General features: G+C 59.1%; 13 protein-coding genes and 1 tRNA gene. 7 read left to right on the forward strand and 7 right to left on the reverse strand.

The features are described 5' to 3' along the window. Positions 1-180: 180 nt before the first annotated feature. Both purN and Pan189_RS04135 read right to left on the reverse strand, forming a co-directional pair. Positions 181-855 carry a phosphoribosylglycinamide formyltransferase gene (gene purN, locus Pan189_RS04130; RefSeq protein ID WP_145362699.1) on the reverse strand — a complete coding sequence of 225 codons (675 nt, stop codon included), beginning with the start codon at positions 853-855 and terminating at the stop codon, positions 181-183. Continuing rightward, the gene (locus Pan189_RS04135; RefSeq protein ID WP_145362700.1) at positions 852-2240 is read right to left on the reverse strand and encodes a hypothetical protein; all 1389 of its coding nucleotides are present in this window, start codon (positions 2238-2240) and stop codon (positions 852-854) included. Before Pan189_RS04135 ends, purN begins: the two co-directional genes overlap by 4 nt. 274 nt (positions 2241-2514) lie before the next feature. Between Pan189_RS04135 and trxA the strand changes: the two genes are divergently transcribed. Both trxA and Pan189_RS04145 read left to right on the forward strand, forming a co-directional pair. Beyond that, a complete protein-coding gene (gene trxA, locus Pan189_RS04140) occupies positions 2515-2844 on the forward strand; it encodes a thioredoxin (protein WP_145362701.1) in 330 nt (109 codons plus the stop codon). Between the two features lie 175 nt (positions 2845-3019). Next, positions 3020-5419, forward strand: a complete 2400-nt coding sequence (locus Pan189_RS04145; protein WP_145362702.1) for a coiled-coil domain-containing protein — start codon at positions 3020-3022, stop codon at positions 5417-5419. A 26-nt stretch (positions 5420-5445) separates the two neighbouring features. On the opposite strand, the gene ettA is transcribed toward Pan189_RS04145, so the two are convergent. The 5 genes from ettA to Pan189_RS04170 form a co-directional block, all read right to left on the reverse strand. Continuing rightward, complete coding sequence (ettA, locus tag Pan189_RS04150; protein WP_145362703.1) at positions 5446-7122, reverse strand: energy-dependent translational throttle protein EttA; 1677 nt, start codon at positions 7120-7122, stop codon at positions 5446-5448. Between the two features lie 73 nt (positions 7123-7195). Further along, positions 7196-7669: a putative molybdenum carrier protein gene (locus tag Pan189_RS04155; protein WP_310821057.1), complete on the reverse strand. Its 474-nt coding sequence runs from the start codon at positions 7667-7669 to the stop codon at positions 7196-7198. 197 nt (positions 7670-7866) lie between these two features. Then, entirely contained in the window at positions 7867-8265 is a 399-nt protein-coding gene (locus Pan189_RS04160; RefSeq protein WP_145362704.1) for a hypothetical protein, read from the reverse strand. Between the two features lie 249 nt (positions 8266-8514). Then, positions 8515-8964, reverse strand: coding sequence for a riboflavin biosynthesis intermediates N-glycosidase (gene ybiA / locus Pan189_RS04165; protein WP_145366090.1), 450 nt, complete (start codon positions 8962-8964; stop codon positions 8515-8517). Between the two features lie 538 nt (positions 8965-9502). Beyond that, positions 9503-9576: transfer RNA gene (locus Pan189_RS04170), tRNA-Pro, on the reverse strand. 485 nt (positions 9577-10061) lie between these two features. On the opposite strand from Pan189_RS04170, the gene groL (Pan189_RS04175) reads away from it, so the two are divergent. From groL (Pan189_RS04175) to Pan189_RS04195, 5 genes are all read left to right on the forward strand, one after another. After that, positions 10062-11762, forward strand: a complete 1701-nt coding sequence (groL, locus tag Pan189_RS04175) for a chaperonin GroEL (RefSeq protein WP_310821058.1) — start codon at positions 10062-10064, stop codon at positions 11760-11762. 102 nt (positions 11763-11864) lie between these two features. Further along, entirely contained in the window at positions 11865-12155 is a 291-nt protein-coding gene (groES, locus tag Pan189_RS04180; RefSeq protein WP_145362706.1) for a co-chaperone GroES, read from the forward strand. Between the two features lie 122 nt (positions 12156-12277). After that, complete coding sequence (gene groL, locus Pan189_RS04185) at positions 12278-13894, forward strand: chaperonin GroEL (protein WP_145362707.1); 1617 nt, start codon at positions 12278-12280, stop codon at positions 13892-13894. 112 nt (positions 13895-14006) lie between these two features. Beyond that, the gene (locus Pan189_RS04190) at positions 14007-14495 is read left to right on the forward strand and encodes a hypothetical protein (RefSeq protein ID WP_145362708.1); all 489 of its coding nucleotides are present in this window, start codon (positions 14007-14009) and stop codon (positions 14493-14495) included. 150 nt (positions 14496-14645) lie between these two features. Then, positions 14646-15203: an REP-associated tyrosine transposase gene (locus tag Pan189_RS04195; protein WP_145362709.1), complete on the forward strand. Its 558-nt coding sequence runs from the start codon at positions 14646-14648 to the stop codon at positions 15201-15203. Positions 15204-15254 lie beyond the last annotated feature (51 nt).

Below are 15254 nucleotides of genomic sequence, written 5' to 3' on the forward strand. Positions count from 1 at the left end.
TTAATCAAAATGTGTTGATTGGTTATGGGTGGAACACGGTGTCTGCGCAAACTTAGATTGCACAACCGCCGCGCAAGCCGTTGCATTTCGGCAACATGCAAATTTGAAGAGGCCGCGCGTCCATCGCCGATACAGTCGGCACGACCGGCGTCACACGCGGCTCTGGGGGCGTCGTGCTGCTCAGACCGGTCGCACGCGGACACGGTTGCCGGCAATCTCCAGCCGGCCCGAGGCGAACAGCCGCACGGCTTCGGGATAGGCCTCGCACTCGGCGGCAAAGACCCGGGCAGCCAGCGAGTCGGCGGTATCCTGGGGCAGTACTGGGACCGTGCGTTGAAGGATGATCGGCCCGTGGTCGTATTCGTTATCGGCGAAGTGGACCGTACAACCGCTGACCTTCACACCCCGTTCGATCGCGGCGCGATGCACGTGCTCGCCGTGATAGCCTTTCCCGCAGAAGGCCGGGATCAGCGACGGATGAATGTTGAGCACCCGGTAGGCGTAGCGTTCGGGGATCTCGATGAAGGCGAGAAAACCAGCCAGCAGCACGAGGTCGGCTTCAGCACGATCGATGGCCTCGAAGGTCGCTTCGCTGAAATCGGCGGTGCTTTCAAAGCCCTTGCGACGGATGACCTCGACCGGGACCTCTCGTGATCTCATCCGATCGATGCCCGCGCAATCGGGCCGGCTCGCAATGACGTTGACGAGTTCGGCGTCAAGTTCGCCGGCGACGATCAGGTCGTGCAGATTCACGACGGTCGTTCCGCCGCCTGAAATTAACGCGGCAAGGCGGATCGGCCGTGACAGTGGCTCGGCAAGCGGTCGGATCGCTTCTTCCCAATTCGGTTGGCTCATTCCGATTCCGGCAGGTCCAGTTGGGGAGAGTCGTCCGTCTGCCGCGTCTGTCTGAGTTTCGCCCGTGCCTGGCGATCAGAACGCTGGGCCAGAAATACCGACACGACGGCGACGGTCACAATGAAGATGAGTCCCGCGGAAAGCCAGAATGTCGGTGCATCGTCTGCCGGCTCCGCGAGCGGAACGACCGGCCCGGCAATAATGAGGGGGGCGATTCTCGCGGTGTCACGGGCCTGGTAACCGTAAAGCTTGAAAAAGTAGCCCACAATGCGGACCGGCCGCTGCAGGTCGTCTCCCATCGGAAACCCTTCCGGCAGGTCCGATGTCACGATGACAGCCGGATTCTGCTGGGAATCGTCGGTGTACATCCAAAGCTCATAGAGCGTTTCGATGCCGAATTCGTTCGTATCAGCCGGATAGCTGATCGCTTTGCGAACGTGGCCGATCAATTCGACGGCCCGGCCTTCATAGGCTTCGGGGTTACTAAAGATGTCGACAAAGCGACGAAATGGAGCTTCCGCTTCGGTGGTGCCCTTGTAGCGGGGATCGGCCGCGCGCCGTTGTTGAAGGTACATTCTCGCGGCGTCCTGAAAATTTTCGGCGTCCGCTTGCCCGGCCCGCTCGACGAGCAGGTAATACAAATCACGTTCGGCCGGTGCGATTCCGAGCGTGCGATGCCGGACGTTCGCCCACAGGCCGGGTTCGACACCGACTTGTGACGGCGGCGGGACTGCGAGCGGTTCAAACTCACTGGCGATGATGCCGGGTCGCGAGGGCTCGTCCGCTTCGGAACTGACCAGTTTGAAGAACAGGCCCGTCAACTTGAGCATCTGGCCCGGTTCGGGAGGAGCAGCATTCTCCGGAAGCAGAACGATCGCCTGACGCCCGGACGCTCCGCTCACGGTCAGAACAATCGCACCCTCTCCCGGGGAGTCGCGTTCGACGCGACCCCGCACATGAATCGGCCGACCGCGATAGGTCTTGGGATATCGGAGCATGTCGGCATAGGGAGAGAAATCGGCGGGCGAACCCGAGAAGACGTCGAGCCGTCGCTCGCGAAATTCCTCGGCCGCCTCCCGAAGTACTTCCGCAGATTGATCTTCCAACTCCGCAAACAGTTCGGCCCGTCCCTGCTCCTCTTCGGTCCGGAACAGCGGTGTGCGGTCTTCCACAGCGGCCCACGAGTCATCCGCCGTTTCTTCTGCGGTGTTTTCCTGTCCGACCGCCGTTGTGAGCGGGACGAACTGGCAGACCGCCAACACAATCAAGCTCGGACACATCCATCGCATCTGATGAATTCGCCAAGGGGAGAGCCGGACGAGAACCTTCGCTTGCCCGAACGTCGATCGAGCAACGCGACCTCGGAAACTTGGAAAGGTAGACATGGGCATGATTTCGGTGATTTTTGGGGGACGATCTCGGGCCATTCGCTCGACTGTCGAGGCTTGCCGACACGGCTCACGGCTCTGACGGATGTCAATGTTTTGCTTTGGCTTACAACAAATCTGCTCTGCGATAGCACGTTGACACGGCTGATACGATCTTTATAATCCGCGCGATTGCCGGATAGCGACCGTCTGTCGGGAGTTCGACGTACGTGACCTGACTGCTAACCGATCGGATTGTCCGCGGATTCCCCGCGGACCGGAAGGGTGAAACATGGCGGAAAATGTAATGGAGTTTACTGACTCGAACTTCGAGTCCGATGTCCTCTCGGCTGGTGAGCCGGTCCTCGTCGACTTCTGGGCCCCCTGGTGCGGTCCTTGCCGAATGCTCGCCCCGACCGTCGAGCAGATCGCCGACGAGTACTCGGGGCGCGTCCGCGTCGGCAAGGTCAACACCGACGAAAATCCCGCTGTCGCGTCGAAGCACAACATCAGCTCGATTCCGACGGTGATGCTGTTCAAGGGTGGCGAGGTCGTTGAGACGTCAATCGGTGTTGCGCCGAAAGAGAAGCTGTCGACCATGATCGACAACCACCTCAGCTGATTGAAGCCTTTGGAAATATTGAAGCACGAACGGCCGCGGAGAAACGGTGATGTCTCTCGCGGCCGGTTGCCGGATCGGCAGGATGCTGATCGAGAAGATTGAGTGCCGGCTGGTCAAGGTCGCTCGCGACTGCGACTGTCGGCTTCGTTGACTTTCAGGGAACGGAATCCCTTTCATGGCTCGCTCCAGCGGTAACGCGCCCGATTATTCGCGCGACCTTGATCACAGTCACGCGGCGCATTTCCGGTTTGATCTGGAAGAGCCCGAGCCGATCGGATCATCGCCGTCGGCCTCCGGTCGCCCGATTTCCGACGCCGAGCTGCGTCGCCGCGAACAAGCCGTTATTGAGCAACTCTCTCTGCTGGAGCAGGAGCAGCGGCGATTCCGACTTGAGTACCAAAGCACGATCGACGAACGCGGTCGGCACGAAGCACGGATGAAGTCGGCCGAACTCGACCTGAAACGCCGCTCCGACGAACTCGATGAGAAGTTCGCGCGATGCGATGAGTTTCTGACGCAGGTCGAACAGCAGCAGCGCGCCCTCGAAGAGGAGCGACGCCGGCTCGACGAAGAACGGGACGCCGCCGCTCAGGATGCCGAGCAGCACGCCACCGAAAGTCTCGAAGAACAGAAGAAGCGGCTCGAAGCGGAACTGAAAGCTGAAACAGCGGCCGAACGCGAAGAGCTGCGTGCTCGAAAGGACGAACTCGATCGGAAAATTGCGGAGCAGGATTCGTTTCGCGAGAAGGCCCTCGCCGAACTCAGGCAGGGCTGGGACTCCGAGCGGGCCGAACTGCGACGGCAATTGACTTCGAAGCTGATCGAAGAATTGGATGCCGATCGAAAGTCACTTGTCGAGGAACGAGAGCGATTCGAAGCCCGCTGCGCTGCCGAGCGTGGCGAGTTGGAACATGAGCGTGAATTGCAGGATCGGGCCCTGCAGCAGTCCGTTCAGGAGGTGGAGCGTCTCAAAGCCACCGCCGCCCATCAGGCCCGCGAGGCCCGCGCTGAACTTGACGTGGAACTGCAGCAGCTCCGCGATCAAGCCGAGGCCGAGTTGCAGGCTGATCGGAATCAGTGGCAGGAGGACCGCGATCGCTTCGAGGAGACCGTCAAACTGAAGTATGCGGAAGAAGCCGAGCAGATTCAGAAGGACCGCGAAGAATTCGAGCAATACCGGTCCGCCGAGCTGGAACGTCTCGAGTCGGAGCGGCAATCGTCACGGGAGCAAATTGCCGAAGAGCGTGAACGCTGGCACGAAGAACACGCGACCGAGACCTCGAAGCTCGAACAACGCCTCGCCGAAGTCGACACGTTCGTTGATGAAACCGAGCGGCAGGTCGGCGAATGCCGGGCGAAAGCCGAAGCGGAGATCGCGGAACAGCGGCAACGTGCCCAGGCCGAACTCGATGCCGCTCGCTCGGAGCAGGACGAGGAACTGGCCGACCGGCGAGCCGCATTCGAACGCGAAATGGAAGCCCGACAGACCGCGTTGACCGAAGAGCGCGAGGTCATGGAAAACCGGTTTCATTTCCGCGAACAACACCTCGAGAAGACTCGCACAGAACTGGAGCTGGCCCGAGACGAACTGAGCCGTCGATTGCAGGCGGGCCAGACATACGTCACCGAAGCCGCCGAGCAGCATCGGTTGCGATACGCGCAGCTCCAACGCATGCGAGACCGACTTGACGAACGGGAACGCTCGCTGGAGCGTGAAAAACAGGTGTTGGCCGAGATGCGTCGCGTCGTATCGGCCGACCGCGAGGCGTTCGACGAGCGCGCCGCAGCGGAAGATACCGCTTGGAAACATCGGCGCGAGAGCGATCAGGCGGAGATGCTTAAGCGGCGCGATGTGATCAGTGCCCACGAGGAGGAACTCGCGGCGCGACGATCTCGACTCGACCGACTGAAAGAAGAACTCGACCGCACGCACCGCGAGAATCTCGAACTGCGGGTCGCCGCTGAAGAAGCGTGGGTCAAATTCAACAGGGCCGCCGGTCCCGACGAATCGCAGCGGCGAATTGCTGCCGCTCGCAAAGAGGTCGGCAACTACATCGCCCAACAGGAGCAAAGTCTGGCCGCCGAGCGCGAACGCGTTTCCGCCGAGCGCGATGCGATCGAGTCATTGGTGACTCAGCACGAAGAGCAGCGACGGGTGCTGGCGCACTGGTATCGTGATCGCGAAGAGGCACTGGTGCGGCGGGACGCGGAGCTTCGACGTCAGACCGACGAAGCGCGGACTATCGCGGACCAATGGTCGTCGGCTCAGCAACACTGGCTCAACGAGAAATCACACGCCGAGAAAGTCATCCGCGATTTAATATCGCAGGTTGAAACGGGCGACGATCCGGCTCGGCTTCCGGAGCCACCCGCAGCCGAGCAGCTTTGGCTGCCACCCGGCCTGACCCTGCCCCAACAGGCAGGCGGAGACGAGTCCGTCGCGTCGGGGGATGTCGTCGGCTTGACCCATTCGCTGTCCGAAGAGGAACCCACGAACCGGCAGGAAAATCCCGACGAGCCTGATAAACCGCGGCTGCTGCGGCTTCCCCACGAAGATGATCGGTCCGTCGCCTGACCCCTTAACCGCAGTTCAATTCATGGTCAGCTTCTGCTGAAGTTTTTGAAGCGGATGCGGTGCGGCTGGTCGGCCTCGGCTCCCAGCCGTTCGTGTTTATTCGCCTCGTAGGAATCGAAGTTCCCTTCGTGCCAGTAGACCTGGCTGTCACCCTCGAAGGCGAGGATGTGCGTCGCGACGCGATCGAGGAAGTATCGATCGTGACTCGAAACCATCACGCAGCCGGCGAAGTTGCTGAGGCCCTCTTCGAGCGACCGTAGCGTGTCGACGTCGAGGTCATTCGTCGGTTCATCGAGCAGAATCAAGTTGCCGCCGGAGCGAAGCACCTTCGCCAAGTGAACCCGGTTGCGTTCCCCGCCCGAGAGCACACCGACTTTGACCTGCTGGTCGGTTCCTTTGAAGTTGAACCGGTTGCAATAGGCCCGCGTGTGGAGCTTGTGGCCGCCCAGTTCGATGAAGTCCGTTCCGCCGCTGATCTCTTCGTAGACAGTCTTGTCCGGATCAAGCGTGTCGCGTGACTGATCGACGTAGGCGAGCTTCACGGTATCGCCGACGCGCAGCGTCCCGGAGTCGGGTTCCTCCAACCCCATGATCATCTTGAACAGGGTCGTCTTACCCGCCCCGTTCGGACCGATCACACCGATGATGCCCCCGCGGGGCAGCCGGAATGTGAGGTCTTCATAGAGCAGCTTATCGCCGAACGCCTTCGTGACATGTTCGCAATCGACGACGAGCGTGCCGAGCTCCGGCCCGGGGGCGATTTGGATGACGGTATCATCGTCCCGCGTGTCGAACTGCTCGTTCCGCATTTCTTCGTAGCGCTGGATTCGGGCCCGGTTCTTGGTTCCGCGGGCTTTCGGCGAGGTATTGATCCAGTCGAGCTCCTGTTTCAGCATCCGATCGCGCTTCGACTGCCGCTTCTCCTCGACCTTGATCCGGGCCGCCTTCTGCTTGAGCCAGCCGGAGTAGTTCCCCTCGAACGGAAACGCCTTGCCCTTGTCGAGTTCGAGAATCCACTGCGCGACGTTGTCGAGGAAGTACCGATCATGCGTTACCGCGACGACGGTCCCGGCGAAGTTCTCGAGGTACTTCTCCAGCCACAGGACCGACTCGGCGTCGAGGTGGTTGGTCGGTTCGTCCAGCAGCAGGATGTCTGGGCTTTCGAGCAGCAACCGACACAACGCGACGCGACGCTTCTCACCGCCGGAAAGATTGCCGATGACCGCATCGTCCGGCGGCACGCGAAGCGCATCTTTGGCGATATCGACGGTGCGGTCGATTTCCCACAGATTCGCCGTATCAATTTTGTCCTGCACAACGGCCTGTTCCTCGAGCAACGCCTCCATCTCTTCGGGCGACATCTCCTCGCCGAGCTTCATGTTGATTTCGTTGAATCGCTCCAGAATCGCATTGGCTTCGGCGACCCCCTCGGCGATCGACTCCTCGACAGTCTGGTCGGGATTCAGCTTCGGCTCCTGATGGAAGAAGCCGATCTTCACGCCTTTGGCCGGTTCGGCCTTCCCCATGAAGTCCTTGTCATCACCGGACATAATTCTCAGCAGCGTACTCTTGCCGGTCCCGTTCTTGCCGAGGACGCCGATCTTCGCACCGGGATAGAACGCCAGCCACACGTCGCTGAGCACTTCCGTCTCATCGTGAATCTTCGTGAGGCTTTCGATTGTGAAAATGTAATTCTGACCCATGATTTCCGTATAAACTCGACGAAATGTGTTTGAATTATTCCCGTTTAGCCGCGACCGCCAGGGATCACTCCGTCTACTCGTCGCCGAGCATTCCGAACAGCAATCGCAGATACGTCGCCGCCTCCGCCGCAATACCCGGGTGCGTGCTCTCGCGGGGACCGGCGATATTCAGAGCCGCGATTCTATTAGCTTTTACCCACCCGGCAACCTGACCGGCCGGCGGCGGGGCCGAAAGATCGACGAGCCGCACCGGCTTGTGCCGTTCCATCGCGAACTTCGCCGTCAGAAAGGTACCGCCCGAGACAACCCCGCGAAACAGAATCAGCGTCCCGTCAGAGTCCCGCACGTTGAGCTTCGTCCGCACCGCATAGTCGGGCGATTCAGTCTCCGTCAGCGGATACCGCTCACCGAGGACACCATCCTCCGCCCGTCGCCCGCGCGGACACCAACCCCGACAGGCAAGCCGCAACTCGAGGGCGACATCAAGTGCCGCCCGATCGACCCCGGTCTGCCCGCCGGAGATGATGGTGAGGGAGGAGATTTGCATCCCGGAAGAATAGCAATCGACGGACAGCCCAGCCCACCCGGGCCGGGTGCCGCACGTGCGAGCGGTGTGGATGAGCTAGATTACATTCGATTGCGGTTCGTCGATCAAACGGCGGCTTTTCGCTCAATCGCCTATCATTGCTCCTCGTCGCTTTGTGACCCGGCCCGAGATCAAGCAACCGGCCAATCTGGTTTGTATTAGTCAGTGAGCGACAAATTCGGTTCCGTAGAATTTGCACGAGCGATTTCCAGCCAAGCCTTTCGGAGTGCAAAGACGACCAATCCAAATCCGACCCACTCACAAAACTGAAGAAGCAGGAAGGTGATGAAATACTTTTGGTTTGCGAAGTCGCCCCCGCCTAATTCGCCGAACAGGACCGTTCGCATCCCCGGCACATAGGTAATAGCCGTCCAGGCAACTTGTCCAAACCACGACAGCGCGAATCCAATCACCGCGATTCGTGCCGACGCAGGGACCGCATAGCGAAATCGTAAGCTGATATAAAACCCGACAGTCGAGATCGCGATCGGCGGCAACGCTATTAAACCAAAGTTATAGAGCAAATTCGTCAGAATAGTGAAAAGTTCGAAAGGCATGGTTCACCCTCGGGAAAAGGCTCGAGTAGTCGGGCACGAGCGAGTGGGCCGGCGGACCCAACAGGGGTGCCTCCGACGCTAATGCAGCGTTGACGCTCAGACACCAATATTTTGAGACCTGTCGACAAACCAGCAATCCTCCGCTGATTGCGCGATTGCCGCAAGCTGAGTCGCGCCCGAGAAAATGGCGTTCACCTGCCTGGACCGGGTTTAACTGAATCGGATAGCAATCGTTACTGCTTCACAAAGTCAGCAACGCGCCGCACGTAGTTCCTCGCGCACTTCCATCAGGATGAGGCCCAGCCAATTTCGCCCGGAGCCGTCACCGCCATCGCCCCAGAATGCGTCGTTCGACGTGTGCTCAACAAGCTTTGCATCGCCGGTGCCGAGAAGCTTAATTCGCAATTCGTCATATTGCGCGAACTTGGCAATGACCGCGGCCCTCATGACCTCAATCTTAATAGACTCCCAGTCTTTACGAAGCGGTTTCTTACGGCTGCGTCCGAGCCGTGCTGCTTTCATCGGCGAATGGGCAAGACGTATTTCTTCCTGATATGCCGAATCAGCAAATTTGGCGGCCTGAAAATAGTGCTCGCTGGTCGGCCAGCGTTTTCCATCAAGCCGAATCGGGAACGCTGCGAAGTTCGAAAACTCCCCGTACTCGTCGGTCGTGCTGTAGAAGTTGATGACTTCGGACATGTCTGAATCGTCAGCCGATCGCCAAGCGCTTTTAATTTGGATCGCGGCCGTCGCGACCGAATTGCCAGACACCGTCTCGGCCCTCAATGTTCACGGCCCTTCGATTCAGAGCGAGTACGACCGAGCCCGTAGGGCCGTCTTACTAGAAGGTATTTCAATACCAGCCAGAGGCGCAAGCCGATGGTTGATCAACCAGCAATTTGCCCCGACGGCTTGCGCCTCGGGCTTGTATGCTGGGCGATTTGAAACCGCTCTTAGGAGATCGGACACTAGGAATCTGTTAAGCGACAGATAAGCAATGCAAGAGCCCTCGAGTCCCGTGCTATTCCAATCAGCGTGTCGCCAACTCGGGTCAGCATTTCTGCCCAATCGCGATAAGGCCTCTCAAAAACGTAAGCCACGAATCAGCTCACAACGCGAGAAGAGCAGCGAAAGTAGGCCGCAAAAATCGGGGCAAGAAAGGATCGGGCGTTAACCGCTCATCGCCTCTCTATTTTACCCGCGCTGCCCTCTCCTACTTCACGAGGCAAAGCCTCAATCGGGGTGACATGATTTGAACATGCGGCCTCTACGTCCCGAACGTAGCGCTCTACCAGGCTGAGCTACACCCCGCTGTGGTCGCGATGCCGGGTTGAAGCCGGTCGCGGAACCGGTTCAGGCCTCGCGGCTCGAACCGGACGAATCGCAGAGTCTAATGATTCCACAGGTTCGGTCAACCGCGATGGTCGGCTTCCCAAATCCGGCGTGTGACCACTGCACTTGCATGACACGCCCCGATTGGCGGGGTTCACCGGCGGAATTGACAGTCGATCTGACAGTCGTCGCCGATCCGCCCGCCGATTGCTGCCAGCTTGGCAGGAGGGCGGCGCGGGCGAAAGCGGGTCAATCGTAAAAAGCCTTGCCTGCTCAATGGTTATGAACTTCGCACTTTGTCTGGCGCGCGTGTTGCATCAGTGACAGCCGGGCAGGGTCCAGCCGGACAACATGGTTCGAAATTGGACTCGGCCCGCTGATTTTGACTTTGAATGGGACACGCGGGCTTCCTCGAAGGATGCTCGCGAGAGTCGTACTCGATTGAAACGACAAGAGGTTCGGACGTGGCAAAGCTGCTCGAATTTGATGAAGACGCTCGCAAGAGCCTGCTCGCTGGTGTGACGAAACTGGCCCGTGCCGTGAAGAGCACGCTCGGCCCCCGCGGTCGCAACGCGGTGCTCGACAAAGGCTGGGGTGCTCCCAAGGTGACCAAGGACGGCGTGACCGTCGCCGAGGACATCGAACTGGAAGACCCCTTCGAAAACATGGGTGTCCAGCTCGTGAAGGAAGTCGCCTCCAAGACGAACGATGTCGCCGGAGACGGCACCACGACGGCAACCGTGCTCGCCGAAGCGTTGTTCCGGGAATCGCAGCGGTATCTCGCCGCCGGGGCCGACGCCACGCAGCTTTCCCGCGGGGCCTTCAAAGCGGTCGACGCGGTGATCGAAGAGCTGAAGAAGATGGCCAAGCCGGTCGACGCCAAAGACCGCAAAGCGATCGAAACCGTTGCCACGATTGCCGGTAACAACGACAAGACGATCGGCAAAACGCTGGCCGACGCCTTCATCAAAGTCGGTAAGGATGGCGTCGTCACGGTCGAAGAAGGCCGTGGCACCGAGACCTCCGTCGATATCGTCGAGGGAATGGAATTCGATCGCGGATTCCTCTCACCCCACTTCGTTACCAACGAAGACGACCAGCGGGTCGAACTCGATAACTGCAAAATCCTGATCTTCGAAGAGAAGATTTCGAACGCGAAGAACCTCGTTCCGTTGCTCGAAGAAATCTCGAAGTCGGGAGCGCCGCTGCTGATCATCGCCGAAGATGTCGAAGGCGAAGCCCTTGCAACACTCGTCGTGAACAAGCTCCGCGGCATCCTTAAAATCGTCGCTGTGAAGGCTCCCGGTTACGGCGATCGCCGCAAGGCCATGATGGAAGACATCGCGATCCTCACCGGCGGCAAGGCGATCTTCAAAGACCTCGGCATCAAGCTCGACGGCGTCACGATGGCCGAACTCGGTACCGCCAAGAAGGTCCGGATTGATTCGGGCAAGACCCGCATTATCTCCGGCGGCGGTTCGAAAGGCGACATCGACGGTCGTGCCAACCAGATTCGCCGTGAGATCGAAGAAACCGACAGCGATTACGATCGCGAAAAGCTCGAAGAGCGTCTCGCGAAACTCGCCGGCGGCGTGGCTCAGATCAACGTCGGAGCCGCGACAGAAACGGAAATGAAAGAGCGTAAGGATCTCATTGAGGATGCTTACAACGCGACAAAAGCTGCGTTGGAAGAAGGCATTGTCCCCGGCGGTGGCGTGGCCTTGCTCCGCTGCAGCAAGGCGCTCGACAAGTTGAAGCTCAAAGGCGACGAAGCCCTGGGCATCGGACTGATCAAAGGCGTGCTTGAAATGCCGCTGCGGACGATCGCCCAGAACGCCGGGCAGGACGGCTCGGTCGTTGCCAATCGCGTTCGCAAGAATGGTGAAGACAGCTACGGCTATGACGCCCTGAACGACAACTACTGCGATCTCGTCGAAGCCGGCGTTGTCGACCCGACGAAAGTCGTTCGCACCACGCTGCAGAATGCCCTCTCTGTGGCATCGCTCCTCATGACGACCGATTCGATCATCGTCGAAGCTCCGTCGGATGAGGAAGAAGGCGGCCACGACCATGACCACGACATGGGCGGAATGGGTGGCATGGGCGGCGGCATGCCGGGTATGGGCGGCATGGGTGGAATGGGCGGCATGCCCGGAATGATGTAGACGCTTAAGGCAGCCCGACGCGCAAGCGAGGGATGATTTCCAACGAACTCCGATCGATCTGGATCGGACCTTAATAAACAATCAACTACGGAGTGCTCACTGATGAAACTGAATCCGCTTGATGATCGTGTCGTTGTCGAACCGCTCGAAGCCGAAGACGTGACCGCCGGAGGCATCGTGCTGCCCGATTCGGCCAAAGAAAAGCCGCAACGTGGCAAGGTCGTCGCTGTTGGTCCGGGCAAATTGCTCGATTCCGGCGAGCGTTCTGACATCGGCGTGACGGTCGGCGACGAAGTTCTGTTCGGCAAGTACGGCGGAACCGAAATCGAAGTCGAAGGCACCGAAGTCAAGATTCTTCGCGAATCAGACATCCTCGCCAAGGTCGTCGCGTAGCGGCTGGCGCCGCGGTCGATAGTCGAGGGTCGAGAGTCGAATGGCTCCTCCACATCTCTTAACTATCGACGATCGACTCTCAACTCAGCCTCTATCAGCATTCATCTTGGAGCATTTTTTCGATGGCCAAGCAGTTACTATTTGATGACCGTGCCCGCATTAAATTGCAAAAGGGCATTCGCACCCTGGCCGATGCGGTCGCGGTCACGATGGGGCCGACCGGTCGCAACGTGATCATCGACAAGTCCTTCGGCAACCCCACCGTCACGAAAGACGGTGTCACGGTTAGTAAGGAAGTCGAACTCGAAGACCCTTACGAGCACATGGGGGCAAAGCTCGTCAACGAGGTCGCCACCAAGACCAGCGACACCGCCGGTGACGGCACCACGACGGCGACCGTTCTCGCCCGGGCGATCTTCGAAGAAGGTCTCCGCGGCATCACGATGGGAGCCAACCCGACGATCGTCCGCCGCGGCATCGACAAAGCCGTTGACGCGGCGATCGCCAAGCTCGAAGAAATGTCGGTCCCTGTGAAGGACAAGTCGCAGATCGCCCAGGTCGGTGCGATCTCGGCTAACAACGATGACGAGATCGGCGCCATGCTCGCCGACGCGATGGAGAAGGTCGGCCGCGACGGGGTCATCACCGTCGAAGAAGGCAAGACGAGCAGCACCACGCTCGAACTTGCCGAGGGGATGCAGTTCGACAAGGGCTATCTGTCGCCCTACTTCGTGACCGATGCCGACACCATGTCGTCGGTCTTGGAAGACTGCTATATCCTGATCCACGAGAAGAAAGTCTCGAACCTGCGGGACTTCATTCCGCTGCTTGAGAAGATTTCTCAATCGGGCAGGCCCCTCTTAATTATTGCCGAAGACGTCGAGGGCGAAGCGCTCACGGCGATCGTCGTCAATAAGCTTCGCGGCACTTTAAATGTCTGTGCGGTCAAGGCACCGGGCTTCGGCGAACGCCGTAAGGCCATGCTGGGCGATATCGCCACACTGACCGGCGGCACCCTGCTCTCCGAAGACCTCGGCCTCAAGCTCGAAAATGTCGAACTCGAGCAGCTCGGCCGGGCAAAGAAGGTCGAAGTCACCAAGGATCAATGCACCATCATTGAAGGTGGCGGCGATCAGGACGCCGTTAAGAATCGCGTCGCTCAGATCCGCAAGGCGATTGAAGACACCGACAGTGAGTACGATCGCGAGAAGTTCCAGGAACGCCTCGCTAAGCTCACCGGCGGCGTCGCGATCATCTCGGTTGGTGCGGCCACCGAAGCTGAGATGAAGCAGACCAAAGCCCGCATGGAAGACGCCCTGCACGCCACCCGCGCTGCGGTCGAAGAGGGTATCCTGCCGGGCGGCGGCGTCGCGCTGCTTCGCTGCATTGAAGCGGTCAAAGGGGTGAAGGCGAAAGGGGACGAGAAGATCGGCGTCCACATCATCGCCCGCGCCCTGACGGCTCCCATCCGCCAGATCGCCGAAAACGGCGGCAAGGATGGAGCGGTCATCGCCGACGAAGTGCTGGAGCAATCAGGCAACTACGGGTACAACGCCAAGACCGGCGAATACGGCGACCTGTTCGAACAGGGCGTCATCGACCCGGCCAAGGTCGTTAAGAGTGCCCTGACCAACGCCGCCAGCATTTCCGGCCTCCTGCTAACCACCGACGTCCTCGTCACCAAGACCGACGAAGACGACAAAGACCACCACCACGACGTCGAAGGATCGGTGCGTTAAATAAGCTGTCAGCTATCGGCTGTTAGCTGTCGGCTATTAAGGTGACTTTGATCGATTTGCGGCACACGGGCCGGCCGGGAAACCGGCCGGCCTTTCTTACATCGAACAAAGAATGGGTGGCTGGGGTCGGCGCTTTCGCCGCCCCCAGTCGAACGCGGAGCACCAGTCCGAATTAGAAAAAATTGGTTTAGCATCACCTATCAAACTGGGGGCGGCATCCATGCCGTCCCCAGCCACCCGCCGTGGTGGAGAGCAAGGAGGGCAAATGATCACTCAAAGTGTCTTTGACGAGGTGATAGACAATCACGCGAGCTCAATGGGGGGCGATGTCTCAGTTGAGATTCAGCTCGTCGACGGTAGCGTACTCAATCTAAAGAGGGTGGTGTCCACGGAAGCTGACTACTTCGTCGCCGAGATTTACCCGGTTGAGGGAATGTCGGAAGAGGCCCTTAAAAGTCGTGAACGTCCGCTTGTAACTGATGATCCTACGAGCGTCGTTTTTGATCGAATTATAGTTGCTTATGAATCAATTCGATGGGTTCGGATTTCCGTAAAACGTACAGACTTGTCCACAACGCTGGGCTTTAATTCAAGCCGCTAAATTGCGATTGTTACGAGGGGTGGCTGGGGACGGCGCTTTCGCCGCCCCCAGTCGAGCGCGGAGCACGAGTCCGAACTTGAGTAAAATCATTTAGAACCAATCTGCAAAACTGGGGGCGGCATCCATGCCGTCTCCAGCCACCCGCATAGAATGAAGCGGCGTCATCGGAGGAACTACAATGAACCGGGGCATGCCCATGAACTAACATTTTCGTGCTTCCGGGGACTGCCACTGCTCGCGAAAGATCGAGCGCGACAGTGGCTTGCCGAATCCATTGACGAGGCCCGGCAGAAACACGACTTCGATCTTTGGGCGTACGTGTTCATGCCGGAGCACGTGCATCTCATCATTCATCCACGAAATGACGAGTACGATATTGCGGTCATCCGCCGGACTATCAAGTCGCCGGTCGCCCGAAAGGCGATCGATTACCTCGAACAGACAAAGTCGCCGTTCCTCCGGCGACTGACTCGAAAACGGGGTGTAAAGTCTGAACGATGTTTCTGGCAGTCGGGCGGCGGATACGATCGAAACATTACAGAGGCGAAAGCGCTGGAGAAAATGATCGACTACATTCATCTGAATCCAGTACGACGCGAACTGTGCCTACTTGCGACGGATTGGGAATGGTCGAGCGTGAACTTCCATGTGCATGGCACGCAAGGACAACTCAAAGTCGATTCCATCCCCCCAGACTGGACCGCATGAGGTCTATCAGAATGGGATTGTTCCGGAACAATTCTGACTGAACCCCGCGCT

Source organism: Stratiformator vulcanicus (assembly GCF_007744515.1).
Taxonomy (GTDB): Bacteria; Planctomycetota; Planctomycetia; order Planctomycetales; family Planctomycetaceae; genus Stratiformator; species Stratiformator vulcanicus.

Coding starts and splice junctions, on each gene's coding strand:
- purN (WP_145362699.1), bottom strand. CDS start 855: ATGAGCCAACCGAATTGGGAAGAAGCGATCCGACCGCTTGCCGAGCCA.
- Pan189_RS04135 (WP_145362700.1), bottom strand. CDS start 2,240: ATGTCTACCTTTCCAAGTTTCCGAGGTCGCGTTGCTCGATCGACGTTC.
- trxA (WP_145362701.1), top strand. CDS start 2,515: ATGGCGGAAAATGTAATGGAGTTTACTGACTCGAACTTCGAGTCCGAT.
- Pan189_RS04145 (WP_145362702.1), top strand. CDS start 3,020: ATGGCTCGCTCCAGCGGTAACGCGCCCGATTATTCGCGCGACCTTGAT.
- ettA (WP_145362703.1), bottom strand. CDS start 7,122: ATGGGTCAGAATTACATTTTCACAATCGAAAGCCTCACGAAGATTCAC.
- Pan189_RS04155 (WP_310821057.1), bottom strand. CDS start 7,669: ATGCAAATCTCCTCCCTCACCATCATCTCCGGCGGGCAGACCGGGGTC.
- Pan189_RS04160 (WP_145362704.1), bottom strand. CDS start 8,265: ATGCCTTTCGAACTTTTCACTATTCTGACGAATTTGCTCTATAACTTT.
- ybiA (WP_145366090.1), bottom strand. CDS start 8,964: ATGTCCGAAGTCATCAACTTCTACAGCACGACCGACGAGTACGGGGAG.
- groES (WP_145362706.1), top strand. CDS start 11,865: ATGAAACTGAATCCGCTTGATGATCGTGTCGTTGTCGAACCGCTCGAA.
- groL (WP_145362707.1), top strand. CDS start 12,278: ATGGCCAAGCAGTTACTATTTGATGACCGTGCCCGCATTAAATTGCAA.
- Pan189_RS04190 (WP_145362708.1), top strand. CDS start 14,007: ATGGGTGGCTGGGGTCGGCGCTTTCGCCGCCCCCAGTCGAACGCGGAG.
- Pan189_RS04195 (WP_145362709.1), top strand. CDS start 14,646: ATGAAGCGGCGTCATCGGAGGAACTACAATGAACCGGGGCATGCCCAT.